This window comes from Veillonella rodentium (assembly GCF_900187285.1).
Taxonomy (GTDB): Bacteria; Bacillota; Negativicutes; order Veillonellales; family Veillonellaceae; genus Veillonella; species Veillonella rodentium.
The window spans coordinates 1,316,467-1,331,208 of record NZ_LT906470.1 but is presented as its reverse complement, the minus strand read 5'-3'; the positions used below and the strand labels follow the sequence as shown (position 1 = coordinate 1,331,208).

At 33.1% G+C, this 14,742-nt stretch carries 10 protein-coding genes, 2 pseudogenes and 1 riboswitch; of the genes and pseudogenes, 8 read left to right on the top strand and 4 right to left on the bottom strand.

Features of this window, described 5'->3' with window-relative positions; genetic code table 11:
* Window positions 1–60: 60 nt before the first annotated feature.
* Window positions 61–358 (bottom strand): annotated as a pseudogene (locus CKV62_RS09665) (IS30 family transposase); the annotation flags it as partial.
* Window positions 359–641: 283 nt separating this feature from the next.
* Between CKV62_RS09665 and CKV62_RS06100 the strand changes: the two are divergent.
* Complete coding sequence (locus tag CKV62_RS06100; protein ID WP_095066172.1) at window positions 642–1,274, top strand: hypothetical protein; 633 nt, start codon at window positions 642–644, stop codon at window positions 1,272–1,274.
* A 92-nt stretch (window positions 1,275–1,366) separates the two neighbouring features.
* On the opposite strand, the pseudogene CKV62_RS09660 reads toward CKV62_RS06100, so the two are convergent.
* Window positions 1,367–2,305, bottom strand: a pseudogene (locus CKV62_RS09660) (IS30 family transposase).
* A gap of 807 nt (window positions 2,306–3,112) precedes the next feature.
* On the opposite strand from CKV62_RS09660, the gene CKV62_RS06090 reads away from it, so the two are divergent.
* The 4 genes from CKV62_RS06090 to CKV62_RS06075 all read left to right on the top strand — a co-directional run bounded on the left by CKV62_RS06090 (window position 3,113) and on the right by CKV62_RS06075 (window position 10,338).
* A complete protein-coding gene (locus CKV62_RS06090; RefSeq protein WP_095066171.1) occupies window positions 3,113–4,189 on the top strand; it encodes an IS30 family transposase in 1,077 nt (358 codons plus the stop codon).
* A gap of 92 nt (window positions 4,190–4,281) precedes the next feature.
* A complete protein-coding gene (locus tag CKV62_RS06085) occupies window positions 4,282–5,574 on the top strand; it encodes a reverse transcriptase domain-containing protein (protein ID WP_169835178.1) in 1,293 nt (430 codons plus the stop codon).
* Between the two features lie 66 nt (window positions 5,575–5,640).
* On the top strand, window positions 5,641–6,717 hold the full coding sequence (locus tag CKV62_RS06080; RefSeq protein WP_095066169.1) for an IS30 family transposase: 1,077 nt from the start codon (window positions 5,641–5,643) through the stop codon (window positions 6,715–6,717).
* Between the two features lie 282 nt (window positions 6,718–6,999).
* Window positions 7,000–10,338, top strand: a complete 3,339-nt coding sequence (locus CKV62_RS06075) for an AAA domain-containing protein (RefSeq protein WP_095066168.1) — start codon at window positions 7,000–7,002, stop codon at window positions 10,336–10,338.
* Window positions 10,339–10,344: 6 nt separating this feature from the next.
* Here the strand turns inward: CKV62_RS06075 and CKV62_RS06070 are convergent, their stop codons facing one another.
* Entirely contained in the window at window positions 10,345–11,559 is a 1,215-nt protein-coding gene (locus tag CKV62_RS06070) for an L-lactate MFS transporter (RefSeq protein WP_095066167.1), read from the bottom strand.
* An 89-nt stretch (window positions 11,560–11,648) separates the two neighbouring features.
* Window positions 11,649–11,736, bottom strand: a riboswitch (ZMP/ZTP riboswitch).
* A gap of 398 nt (window positions 11,737–12,134) precedes the next feature.
* On the opposite strand from CKV62_RS06070, the gene CKV62_RS09655 reads away from it, so the two are divergent.
* From CKV62_RS09655 to CKV62_RS06060, 3 genes are all read left to right on the top strand, one after another.
* Complete coding sequence (locus CKV62_RS09655; protein WP_422821970.1) at window positions 12,135–12,236, top strand: hypothetical protein; 102 nt, start codon at window positions 12,135–12,137, stop codon at window positions 12,234–12,236.
* A 31-nt stretch (window positions 12,237–12,267) separates the two neighbouring features.
* On the top strand, window positions 12,268–12,900 hold the full coding sequence (locus CKV62_RS06065; RefSeq protein ID WP_095066166.1) for a flavodoxin family protein: 633 nt from the start codon (window positions 12,268–12,270) through the stop codon (window positions 12,898–12,900).
* Window positions 12,901–13,259: 359 nt separating this feature from the next.
* The gene (locus CKV62_RS06060) at window positions 13,260–13,856 is read left to right on the top strand and encodes a hypothetical protein (RefSeq protein ID WP_095066165.1); all 597 of its coding nucleotides are present in this window, start codon (window positions 13,260–13,262) and stop codon (window positions 13,854–13,856) included.
* A 171-nt stretch (window positions 13,857–14,027) separates the two neighbouring features.
* Here the strand turns inward: CKV62_RS06060 and CKV62_RS06055 are convergent, their stop codons facing one another.
* On the bottom strand, window positions 14,028–14,639 hold the full coding sequence (locus CKV62_RS06055) for an acetate uptake transporter (RefSeq protein ID WP_095066164.1): 612 nt from the start codon (window positions 14,637–14,639) through the stop codon (window positions 14,028–14,030).
* Window positions 14,640–14,742 lie beyond the last annotated feature (103 nt).

Below are 14,742 nucleotides of genomic sequence, written 5' to 3'. Positions count from 1 at the left end.
TAACATTATGATTAGGTAAAAAAGAAAGTTGAGGAGTGTTTAAAATAGATAAAGTAAAACTTAAATTGCAATATGAAATTGAACAGTATTTAAATTTACTATTTTATTTACTATTTTATTAACTTCTTCTAAAAAGACTTTTTGTGGTGTTTTGTAATGTAATATATTACGTGGTAAGTTGTTACACAGTGAAGAGTTCAGCGTAGTGTATGTTCTGAGATACTTTCTATTTGTTTTACTTTCGGAATAAAGCGACGAAGTAAACCGTTATGTCTTTCGTTAGAGACTCGTTTCCAAGCTGAATAGGGCCTTGTATGATAGATAGTATATCATCTTCAAGGTCAGATATATTTGCAAATACAACTTTAAATTTATTACACCGGATTGTAGTTTAAGGGGTGAATTTAAAGTAGATGAGAGTAAGTGCTACAGAATTTTTTATAAATTGGATAAAAATAAGACCCTTAATAATCATTGGTCGTTTGATACTACTGTTGGATATGCTACACATAAGCGGGGAGGCTTAATGAAATGTGGTGTGTTAAAGTTTTATATAATTATTGTTTAGATTTAAGTAAAGGCATAAATTATTATTGTTGTAAATTAATGTTATCAATATTTATATATGGAGTATAATTAAGATGAATGTTATTGACTGTATTGACTATGTAAGCTATATATATTATATTTTTATATTAATACTATTTTATAAATTTATATATAATGCTTATTATAAGTGTCAATATGAGAAGATTTCTAATATTGGAAATAAAAAATTCTTATATATAATTAGTTGTTGGCTAGAAGAAATATTGATTTTAGCTTTTATTATTCCTGGTGCATTATTAATTACTATAGAATTGTGGGCGAATATTAATGTAACATATCCAATATTAAATAATAATCATAAAGATTTATTGATAGCATCTTTAACAGTATTTTCGATTACGACAGCGATATCATTAATTTGTATTAATTTTGAAAAAAATGTTTTTAGTAAATTTATATTTGAGTCTGATTTACCAATGAATCATAACCAACAGCTTGTAAAGAATATGCTATTTAAAATTAAACTGTTTTCTAGTGGGTATAAACATTTATGGATTTCTACTATATTAATCGCCTATACACTTTGGATTTTATTATGTTTAAGTGATAATACTTTAAATAATGGTCAAATACATTATTTTATTTGGTGGAAACTTATTATTGTGAATGGGGTTTCATTTATGAAAACATTAATAGAGTTTTCTTTTTTGAGTAGTAAATTTTAATTTTGATAATTAGCATTAGTTATAGATAGAAGGATGATTTGTCATAGATTTTGTTTATTATAACTTGAATTGCAATAAATAATGCGACAAAATTAAACCAATTTTCTAATCTCATGTTTAAACATGTCAAATGGGGTTTTAAACCCAAGGCATTTTTTAGGTCGATTATTGATCAACATTAGTGCTTCTGTTAGTTTATCTAGTGTTACTTTAGCTAAATCGATTTTCTTAGGAAAAAACTCTTGAAGTGAACCATTACTATTTTTATTAGATACGCGTTACCATGCTGCATAAGCATCGGCAAAATACATTGGTATTCCAAACTCGGTTTCAACCTGTTCATAGCACGCAAATTCTTTACCACGGTCTATAGTAAAAGTTTTAAGTAATTTACTTGTTAATGTGTTGGATAGCGAAATAATAGCTAAAAACATAGAATCCTTAGTTCGGTCATCCATTTTTATTGCTACATAGAATCGAGTTTTACCTTCAACAAATGTAACTAAACAGCCTTTGCTTTTGCCTCTAGATTAAACCATTGTATCTAGTCTCCAAAGCCAAAAAACTTCCCGGTTTTCAACTTCTTGAGTCCGTTCTTTAATGGTTCTTTTAACATTGAATCGTCCACGCTTTTTTGGTGTACCGGGCTTTTTCCCTTTCCGACGAAGTACTGTTTTCGTTATAGTAAGGAAATCACGATGAATCTAGGAATATATTGTCTTAAAGCTTAGAATTCCAACTAATTCAGCACCAACCAATTCTTCTGGAGACCAAGTTTGTTGTAATCCGGATTCAATTAAAGCCGCTAATTGAGGTGTTAGCTTTATTGGTCTTCCTTTATTAGCAGACTTGCTAGTTGCTACTTGTTGTGCTTTAATCGCAGAGTATTCGCCTTTAACACGATTTAATTCTCTTGCTACAGTAGAATGATGGACACCAATTAAACTAGCAATTTTACGAATAGAGTACCTCTCTTTTCTTAAAATTTCTATTTGACTTCGTTTTTCTATGGTAAGATGTATATAGCTCATATTAGAGACCTCCGTGTCATGTATTTGTGGTTATTTACATTTTACATGAGATCTTCAATATGAGTCTTTTTATTTGTCGCAATATAATTTTACAATTCACGGTTGTAAAATATATAGACAGTATTTATAAATAATAAGGTAAGGCAACTATGGATTATAAATATTATTGTTAGTGTTTAGATTTGTTTATCATTTTCATAGGTATATTTAACCCGTTTAGCATTGCTAATAAAATAAGATTAATATCTTATATATTTTTTTATAAGAATGAGTTATAATAGAGTCACAGAAGGATGTATTTATATACAAGACCTTGTGGAGCATTGTTAATAATGTCAAGCGAAATAATATATTTCGTTTGCTGTACTTGTGTTCTATATAATGAGCATATGCTATTAATAGTAATACACAGGTAACGACACTTGATATTATTAAAGTGTTGTTAAGTTGCTGCTGAAGTATCATCTTTAGTGTCTCCTTAATTATATCAAACATTGTTATTGATTTTAGTGGACGATTATGTAATAAAAATACATATGGTGTAAACTGTTAACCCGTAAACTTTAGCTATGCCACTAAGGCTTGTTTACGGGTTTTGCAATTTTTGGAGACTTTTTATGGATTTTCAAGAATGGGAAAATAGGGTATCTATTTTAAATAGAAAATATAATCATTTTGATTTATGGGTTTCTTATAATAAAGTAAAAAAAGCTTAATTGTAGAATGAAATTGAACAAATAAAAAATCCATAGTGAACCTTGTGTTATGATTTAGGTGCCTAATCAAAATATAACCGAGGTAATCACTATGGACTACAATAATCATAACACGACATTACGCACAAACAAACACTTAAACTTCGAAGAACGATTTTATTTAGAAAAGAGAATCGTTCTAGGAGACAGTATTACTGCAATTTCACGTGCACTGGGCCGTTCCAGAACAACTATTTATACAGAATTAAAACGCGGTACTGTAATTCAAATTCGACAAGGTAAATCTCAACTTGTATATTTAGCTGATTCTGGACAGGCAACCTATGAAAGACAACGTATGGGCTCCTTTAATACCATGAGAGTTGGTGCTATAGAATCTTTTATAAATTGGATTGAAAGCAAAGTTCTAAATGATCATTGGTCCTTTGATGCTGCTGTTGGATATGCTAAACATAAGGGTTTGTTTGTGCGTAATGAAATGGTTTGTGCTAAAACTTTATATAATTATCTTCACAAAGGTGTATTGAGAATAAAAGCAATTGATTTACCATTGGTAGTACGGCGTTCCCAACGAAAATCTATTTCTAGAAAACATAAGCGAGAACTTGGTAAATCCATAGAGCTTCGTGATCCTAATATTGAAACGCGCGAGGAATTCGGACATTGGGAATTAGATACCGTCCGTGGAATAAAAGATAAGACAGACCATGTTTTAATCTCTTTACTTGAGCGTAAAAGCAGATTGTATGTGGCTTTACGATGTCCATCAGCATGGGCTACTGATGTAAAAGAAACACTGCATGCATGGTTAAATACGTTTAAAGATGTTAATCTAGCCTGCTTATGTAAAACAATAACTGCAGATAACGGTTTAGAGTTTTCAGAGATATCTGATTTAGAAAATGAAACTTTGTCTATTTATTTTGCTCGACCTTATTCTGCTTGGGAACGTGGATCGAACGAAAGGCATAATGGTTTACTTCGTAGATGTATACCGAAAGGAATGCCAATAAAAGCCGTTTCGGAGGAAACAATTCAACGAACACTTCAATGGTGTAATAATTTGCCACGCAAGCTTCTAAATTATAGAACCCCTTTGGATGTCTTTCTTGAAGAAGTTAATAAAATTGTAGATTTGGATACTGTTCAATTTCATATTGCAATTTAAGTAAAGTAAAAAAATATATCCAAGATTCTAATAAAATTAAGTCACATGGCTTTTATCCATTAATTCATTTTGAAATACCGAAACCTAAATGGGTGAGATCATATAGGAAGGCCTCAATAAATTTTGATAAAAAGAGACATATATTTTATGCTGCACATATTGATAGCTGGATTTATAGATATTATGCTTATAAATTTAATGAGTCTTATAATCAATATTTAGAATCAAAACACCTAAATGAAGTTGCCGTGGCTTATCGAAATAATCTGAAGCAGAATAATATTGATTTTGCCAATAAAGCATTTTCTTTTATGCGTAATTTACAACAAGAGGATGAAGAATTATATGTCATTATTGGTGATTTTACAGATTTTTTTGATAATTTAGATCATGAATATTTAAAGAATAATCTAAAAATAGTTTTAGATAAGAAAAGATTAGATCCTGATGAATTTGCTGTTTTCAAAAATGTAACAAGAGCATCATATGTTGAATTAGTAGATATTATAAAATGGCATAAATTAAAAGATAATAAAAAATCTCGTCGTCTGATTAATAAGAAAACTTTTAATCGGGGACGAATTCTTAATATTAATTGTTTAGGTAAGAATAAGGTAGAAATTCATTCTGATAAAGGTGATAAGGGTGTTGCACAGGGTACTCCTATTAGTGCAGTGTTATCTAATATTTATATGATAAAATTTGATGAGAGTCTGTCTATTTTAGCTAATAGTAATGGTGGATTTTACCAACGTTATAGTGATGATTTTATTTTTATATTTCCTTCTTCTTTTTGTAGTATTGAGGAGATATTATCTAAACTTAAGGCTTGTGTTGTCGCTGTTCATGGGCTAACCTTTAAAGATGAAAAAAAGCAAATTTTTAAAGTAAGCAGTGATAAAATTGAAAATATTACAAATAAATATAGTAAAGAAAGTAATTTAGATAATCATAAGAGCTGTTTGATTAACTATTTAGGTTTTTCTTTTGATGGACATAATGTATCCGTACGAGGTAAAACATTGTCTCGATATTTTAGTAAAATGGCTATATCGGCTCATGCGATCTCACGGCAGAATAGAGCTATAGACACAATTGATTCTAAGCATAAAAAGATAATACCTTTATATAAAGTATTTAATAGATTTACATATAAAGGGACAAAATGGTATAGGAGAAAATATAAAAATTCTAAGCACAAAAAACATATACAATTAATTGAAAATAAGAATGGTAATTTTCATGATTATATTAATAATGCTCAAAAAGTTTTTTCCCAGGATGAAAATATTTCTTTTGTTACTAAAAAATCAGCTAATTATTTGAGAAAGTTTTTGAATAAAAAATATAAAAAGCTTAATTGTAGAATGAAATTGAACAACTAAAAAATCCATAGTGAACCTTGTGTTATGATTTAAGTGACCAAATATAATCTAACCGAGGTAATCACTATGGACTATATTAATCATAACACGACATTACGCACAAACAAACACTTAAACTTCGAAGAACGATTTTATTTAGAAAAGAGAATTGTTCTAGGAGATAGTATTACTGCAATTTCACGTGCACTGGGTCGGTCTAGAACAACTATTTATACAGAATTAAAACGCGGTACTGTGATTCAAATTCGACAAGGTAAATTTCAACTTGTATATTTAGCTGATTCTGGACAGGCAACCTATGAAAGACAACGTGTGGGCTCCTTTAATACCATGAGAGTTGGTGCTATAGAATCTTTTATAAATTGGATTGAAAGCAAAGTTCTAAATGATTATTGGTCCTTTGATGCTGCTGTTGGATATGCTAAACATAAGGGTTTGTTTGTGCGTAATGAAATGGTTTGTGCTAAAACTTTATATAACTATCTTCACAAAGGTGTATTGGGGATAAAAGCAATTGATTTACCATTGGTAGTACGGCGTTCCCAACGAAAATCTATTTCTAGAAAACATAAGCGAGAACTTGGTAAATCCATAGAACTTCGTGATCCTAAGATTGAAACGCGCGAGGAATTCGGGCATTGGGAATTAGATACCATCCGTGGAACAAAAGATAAGATAGACCATGTTTTAATCTCTTTACTTGAGCGTAAAAGCAGATTGTATGTGGCTTTACGATGTCCATCAGCACGGGCTGCTGATGTAAAAGAAACACTGCATGCATGGTTAAATACGTTTAAAGATGTTAATCTAGCCTGCTTATGTAAAACAATAACTGCAGATAACGGTTTAGAATTTTCAGAGATATCTGATTTAGAAAATGAAACTTTGTCTATTTATTTTGCTCGACCTTATTCTGCTTGGGAACGTGGGTCGAACGAACGGCATAATGGTTTACTTCGTAGATGTATACCGAAAGGAATGCCAATAAAAGCCGTTTCAGAGGAAACAATTCAACGAACACTTCAATGGTGTAATAATTTGCCACGCAAGATTCTAAATTATAGAACCCCTTTGGATGTCTTTCTTGAAGAAGTTAATAGAATTGTAGATTTGGATACTGTTCAATTTCATATTGCAATTTAAGAAAAATATAAAAATAATACTAGTAATATTTAATAGGAAATCATTAATTACAGTATTTTGTATATAGTTATATCGATTAGTGTTATCTTTAAATTTATTAGTAAAGTTTGGGGTAAGTTATAGAGCTTGAGTTTTATGTATTGGTATTATAGCAAAAATAAATAGATAAAAGGCTCCTAATAGTCATCTAGGTGACTATTAGGAACCTTATTTGTCTTTCATGAAATCTCTTTATTTTACTTGTATAATATTTTCATTAGTCTAATGAGAGGGTAGGTATAGATGAGAGATACTGCAAAGCAAATTATAAATTATTGGTATTCACTTGAATGTTTGCAACCGAAAGAGGTACCCAAATATAAAGCAATTCCTAAGAAGTATATTAAAGAGCTTATATTCACTACTGAAAACGATAGAACTACTATTTATCAACAGTCTGTAATAAAACCTTATTGGAGAAATCCAAATTCACGTGTTTCTACGTATGTAGTACCGTTACCAAATGATCCTTATAATTACTCTATTATTGATGAGATTAAATATTTTAAGGATGAAAAGGACTATGTTTTAGATGATGAACTTGCTGTTCTGTTATGTGTAGTTAAAGGGACTGAAGTATTAGAGGCCTTCATTGATAAATTAGAAATTGAATATCCTGAAAAACCATATTTAGGGAATGTGTATAGTGCATCATTTATCGTTGATACAGAGGGATACTATAAAGAGGGCAGTCTACAAATTGCTCCTTTTATTTGGGTGATTCATCAAATGATGTCTCAGCCTGATGTGGAGTTTAAAGATATTAAGTTAGATGGTTGGGATGAGGTTGTTAAAGAAATCGAGGATGGTTTTAATCTTCCTGAGGAAAAGGTATCCCTTGATGAGGCTGCACGTGTGATCAATGCGTATATACAAGAGCATATCTTGGATCCTATGCGCGTTACCATGTTTCGTGCCGGTGATATTTATGGTTATTGCGGTTTTAAGGAAGAGGAGATTCAGCTTGTTAAAGCTGATACAATGCCTATTAATGATTTAAAATCCAGTTTTTTCCTTGATGATTTACAGTTGGTGTTACAACACATTGATACATTAAAGGATAATGATAAGGTATTATCTTATATCAATAGTCTTAATCAGGATATTGAGCATTATGATTTGCTGAAAGATACTGAGCAGATGCGAAATTGGTATAATCCGAAGGTTTTACCATATGGTCGATGGCCTTCAAAGTTTAACTTATCCTTTTTGCAACAAATTGCTGTTAATATTGCTAAGGAGAATCCTAAAGATATCTTTTCTGTTAATGGCCCTCCCGGTACAGGCAAAACCACGTTATTGAAGGATATAATTGCTAGTAATATTGTTGAACGTGCTGCCAAGTTTTGTGAAAGTAATCATGTAAATGATATCTTCAAAAAGGTTGTGGGCCGGGATGGGACCTCTTTTTACTATGATATACCCAGTGATATTGCAGTATATGGCATGCTGGTGCTTTCATCAAATAATAAGGCCGTTGAAAATATTACATTAGAATTGCCAAATATTTCCTCTGTGGAAGAGGGGACTAATGGGTCTACATTATTTCATCCGGATTCCTCTGATCAACAGGTTGATTTATCTTATTTTGCTAAGGATAAGAAGTATCAATTTGTTAAATCTAATGAGGTATATTTTACCTTTTTAGCAGATCGTTTAGCGGAGAGTAATGAACAATGGGGCCTAATTTCTGCGAGACTTGGTAAGAAGTCTAATATAAACACATTTATGCCAGTATTAGATGTATTATCTTCAGATATGTCCTTTATTATGCGTATACCTAGTGCTCAAGATGCTTTTGAAAGCGCTAAAAAACAGTTTCAAGCTCAATATAATCTTGTAAAAGCATTATTTGATTATGTAACAGTATATGAAGACAATATCAAATTGATTCAAGCGTTAAAGCTTAAAACCGATAAGTTACAAGAGGAAGTTCTGGCAATCAATGAAGAGTTAAGTAAATATGATACTTTAGATGATGATTTGTTGAAATTGGTTGAGCATAAAGATAGTATTGAGTCTAAATTAATAGAGTTGAACAGCAAACGTTCTATTGTTGATAAGATTTGGAGTGCTACGAACTGGTCTATTTTAAAAGCCATGAGCAATACTGCATTGTTATCAGTTATTGAAGAGGAGACTACAAATCTTCAAAAGGTTAAAGGTCAATTGGATACATTACATCAGTTAGTTAATGAGCGTGAATCTATAATCAATACGAAAGATGGTCTATTATCTGATATTAAAGAACTTGATAGTACTGTTCAAAAAGCAGAAAATACACAGCAAGATATCCTAGGTATATTAAAAACTAGTGATAAAGATTTTATACATTGCTTTGATGATATAGAATCAAAGTTAATGTCATCTGATGAGGAGCGTGCACAGGCCCACACAGCTTTCTTATATGTGTGTAATTATTTGAATGAATGTAGAGAGCGTTTGTTATATGATGCCTTACAATTACAAAAAGCTGTAGTTATGAGTGATGCTTTCAGAAAAAACATGCAATTACTTAGTCAGTATTGGGGATCATTAAGTGATAGGAAAAAATTGCAGAAAAACTTTGATCTTAATATTATTTTCCCTGCACTAATTAATTCTTTGATGATTGCAGTGCCTGTTATTTCCTCCACCTTTGCTGCTGTGGAAAGGTTTTTGATTAATTGTAAAGCTAAAAACTCGTTAGGTACCATCATTATTGATGAGGCAGGACAAGCGTCACCTCATATGCTTGTAGGAGCCTTATTCCGTGCGCAAAAGGCAATAGTAGTTGGTGATCCTAAACAGATTGAACCGGTACAAACTGTGCAGGATTTATTTGTCGAAAAAATTGGTGGCGAAGGTATTGGTAAATATCGGAGTAAAGCGTTATCTGTACAAAGTTTAGCTGATGCACAAAATCCGTTTGCAGGCATTATTAAAAATCTTGATGGTTCCGAATCTTGGGTCGGTTGCCCGCTTGTTATTCATAGACGTTGTAAAAATCCAATGTTTACAGTCGCTAATGAGTTATCTTATGGTGGTTTTATGATTAATAAGACTACCAATTCGAAAGAGCCTATTGAGCCATGCAAAGAGAGCTGTTGGATAACTTATGATGCAAGTAATATTGAATCTACTACGGGTAAAGATAGATATGTACACGTACAAGGCCAAATTGCTTTTGAACTGATACAAAAATTACGAGCAAGAAATACCAAATTTAAAGATATTTTTATCATTACACCATTTACCAGTGTTGCGTATGGTTTTAAAAAGTATATGGAATCCGTCAGCGATGATATTGTGAACTGGACTAAAGAGGATAATAAGAAAGATTGGTTAGATGATAATATCGGTACGGTTCATACCTTCCAAGGTAAAGAAGCTAAAGTCGTTATTTATATGTTAGGCTGTCAAAGTGATGATTCTGCTAATGGGGCTATAAAATGGGTTAATGCTAACAATGTAAATGTAGCTTTTACAAGAGCAAGGGAATATATCTATGTTATTGGTGATGCGGTGAAATGGGCAGAACTCAATAAAAATCTTGCATTCGCGCAAAAATACCTACCTGTACATACTTTGGAGGATTTTTGAGTAAATTCATGAGTTGTGTAACTCTCGTTTACCATATAATTTTAGGACTATAGCAATAATTGTATTTAATGCGAATAAGAGAGCAAAGCATTCTAAAGCAGTAGTATAGCCATATCCTGCTTCGTGAAAATATGATACGAGCATAGGGCCAACGATGCCTGCCAATCCCCAAGCAGTTAGAATACGGCCATGAATAGTAGAAAGTTGGCGTATACCGTAGAGATCCGCAAGATATGCTGGCATACAGGCGAATCCGCCGCCATAGCAAGTGATAATGAGAAGGATTAAAATTTGAAATGTTAGCGCGCTATTGGTTTGGGCAAGTAAATAGAATGCGACGATTTCTATAATAAAGAATAGTATGTAAGTTTGTGCTCGTCCAAGGTAATCGGAAATAGTAGACCATGCAATACGCCCCCCGCCATTGAAGATACCGATGATACCAACTAGCGATGCAGCTGCTGCAGGTGTCATACCAATGGTTTCTTGTGCCATAGGGGACGCTAAGGATAGGAGGCCTATACCACAAGTAATATTAATAAAGAATACCCACCAAAGGGCACCGAATTGCCAAGATTTCATGGCATCATTGGCTAGCATGCCATGGTTATGAACGTACATGGTGGATTTATCTTTAGTAGTTCGAGTTAGGTGTTTTTGTTGAGGTGCTTTTAAATAGAGAGAAGAGGCGCCCATAATTACGAGATAGATTACGCCGAGGATAATGAAATTATTTACCAATCCAACCTGAGCTATGAGGTATTGCATAAGAGGCCCTGCAATGAGTGAAGCAAACCCAAAACCCATAATAGCTAAACCGGTAGCAAATCCTGGGCGATTTGGAAAGTATTTAACGAGTGTAGACACTGGTGTTATATAACCAATACCTAGTCCAATACCACCGATGATACCGTAGAAGAGATAGAGTAAGGTAAGATTGTGGATGTTAAGTGCATAGGCCGTGCCGAATAATCCGGTTACCCAGAATAACATAGCGAGAAGGCCGCTTTTTTTAGGACCTATTTTTTCTGCAAAGGATCCAAGAAAACCTGCAGATAGTCCGAGCATTAAAATGGCTAATGAGAATGTCCATGTTGTTTGCGATAAGGTAAAACCCATATCTACCATGATTGGACGTGTAAGTACGCTCCATGCGTATACGCTACCAATGGATATGTGTAGACCAATGGCTGCTAATGCAATAAACCAACGATTTCTCATAAGAAAACTCCTTTCGTATAAATGAGATACTCAAATATAGATAAAGAAGCCTTTGTTACGAGAAGGCGATAAAAAAGACCATCTGAACAAAAGCTTGCCCAGACGGTCGGCTATCACACGATGTGCGCTACTGTGCATGTAGTCAATTCTACGAATCCGTCAGCCCAGTAGTAATATATTACAAATATAGCAATTAAGAGGAAATCTTGTCGATGATATAAGTCACTATCGTATGCACTATGAAAATCTATAAATGAAAGAAGGAAAGAAATCCTTAAATTTCCTTCCTTGTTTATATATGATATAATTTATATCAAAGTGAGGGATAAATGGTTTGGACGCCAGACTTCGCTTCTATATTGATTTAATTTAAGCAACGGTCTGACTTCACCGTCAGGCCGTTTTTTATGTCCTAATGCCGTGAAAAGCTAGCTTTAGCTAGATGGCAATTCATTTAGCTGCCATAATAATGGTCGCCACAAGTATGCCAAAAGAAATCATTAACGATAACACTTTGTATGTTTGAAGTATTAGCTTCTTTCGTTTAAGGAGAAATCGAAATAGGTATATCTGGATTGGTTATTGCCTTCCTGTTTAATCCTTATGTAATTCCTATGATGGAGGCAATAGTGATATCATTTATTGAACTAATAAGTGGTAGGATTAAGGCAATATAGATAAATTTGAAGTTGTGGAGGGATGTTCTCTATGAAAACAATTATATTAAATGCGAGTCCAAGAAAAAATTGGAATACCGCCAAGCTATTAAAATCAGCTGCCGAGGGTGCTTTATCGACTGGTGCAGACGTAGAGTATATAGATTTATATGATTTGAGCTTTACGGGCTGTAGAAGTTGTATGCTTTGTAAACGCAAGGATGTAGAAAGATGTCATTGTTATTGGAGGGACGACCTATCACCAATTATTGATAAAGTATTTTCAGCAGATACGCTATTAATAGGTACTGCTATTTATCTAGGAAGACCAACAAGCCAGTATTTTGCATTTATGGAAAGACTGCATTTTTCAGCGCTCTCCTATGATGATTACAGTAATTATTTTAAAGGCAGAATAAACGTAGCTATGTTTGTCAGCATGAATGCGCCGAAAGAATTCTATGATAAATTATATAAAGAAAAATTTGAGGAGTATGCCAAAGAGTTGGAGATGTTAAACGGGGAAGTTACGCTGTATCCATGTTATAACACTCTGCAGGTAGCAGATTATTCTAAATTTAATATGGGAAGCTTTGACGAAAATCTAAAGAAGGTTGCGCATGAAGAGCAGTTTCCAAAGGATTTGGAAGCTGCGTACAGGATAGGAGCGCAACTGAGTCGATAGTTCCTATACCTAATATGGATACTATAAATAGATTTTCTTTATATCATTCTCAAGTCAATAAATTGAAATTTGTTTAAATGGCGTACAATAAAAATAGGGAAAGGAATCATATGACTTTTTTCCCTATTTAGATATGATATAATTTATATCAAAGTGAGGGATAAATGGTTTGGTCGCCAGGCTTCGCTTCTAGTTTTTAAAATTGAAGAAACGGTCTGACTTTACAGTTGAGATTAGAGGTTCCTAATAGTCACCTAGTTGACCAATAGGAACCTCTTTCATTTTGTAATTATTTTCATAAAAATGAATTAACTATGTTACAATACAGTTAATATTAGTGTTTAATGGGGGATGTATGTATGAAGCGTTGTATTACACTACTTAGTCTAGGCTTGTGTTTAGCAGTACCGATGCTTTCACAAGCAATGGATATCAAGCCTCTTATACATGTTACGAATGTACAAAATGGTCAATATGATGAGGCGTTAGATGCAATTACAGATACCAAGTTTTATGGACCGTATCAATTCCGAGTACTAAAAGAAGCAGTAGAAACAAAAGGTGAAACAAAGGATATCGACGGTAGGGTGTTTAGAACCTCCGATGGTGTTTTTATGCATGTGAAGGCTAGATCTATTGATGATACAAGTGCGACCTTAGATAATGAGATTGAAAAAATTGTTAAAGATAGAACGGTTCCTGAACCTACCGTAAAGATGGTATTGCCTATTAAGCATAATGTAATAGAGGTCAACAATGATGGTGTGCGTAGTTTACTAGCTGAATTTATGTATGGGTGGCCGTTGGAGTATCGTACAGATATGGTATTAATGACCGATTATGAAGGAACTCGTTATTATTATAATTTGCAATTTTATAGAGATAAGCTACCTGAAGGTGTTCGCATTGAGCAGTTGCGCCAAATGATTATGGATGCGCAGTTCAGTTATAAATAAACCATATTGCTTCAGATTTTTATATTCGGGCAGACAACAATATTAGTGAATGTATAATATTTAGATAAATAGGCATAGTGAAAGTAAATAGAAAAGAGGGTCCCCTTAGTCAGCTAGTGACCATAGGGAACCTCTTTTGTTGTGCAAGTAATTTATATAGTTAGTAAATTATTATAGAATACTTTTACCCATAGGGAATATAGTTTTGCCGAAAACTTTGTTAACAAGTACGGCACCGGAACCGTAGAATCCCAATAGGGAGATGAATAGTTCAGACCATGCTGCAAGAGCGAAGAAACCTGTTTTGCCGCCTAAGAATAGGTCTGTTGCTAGACCAAAGAATAGGAAACAGATTAGTAGCATAATAGCGAATACAACTTTATTTGTTTTTAAAGCTGCAATAGTACCAAAGATAGAGAAGATTAAAAAGCCCACAAAAGCGAATGCTAATTGTGTTACATCGAAACCTTTTTGAATTTCAGGACCGAAGGAGCCCATTTGGATCAACCAAACTCCAGCCATTGCAGACCAGAATAAACCGTATGCACCGAATACAACGGAGCCGAAAGGATTGTTTTTCTTGAAATCAAAATAACTTGCCATTAATTGGGCCAAAGAACCTAATAAAACAGCCCAAGGTATAATAACGGATGTTGTTGGGCCAGACCAGCCTACGCGGGATGTGGATACCACAAAACATACTACAGCGAGACCAAGTAGACCAAGACCAGTAGGATCTGCTACATTTTCACTCATTTCAACTTTTCTTATTTCCTTTTCCATTTGTTCCTCATTTCTCTGTCAACTAACTACAACCATACAGTAAAATATTCACATGATATTATGCGGTCATCTCCTGTTCAATACACTAGCTATTGAATTGACG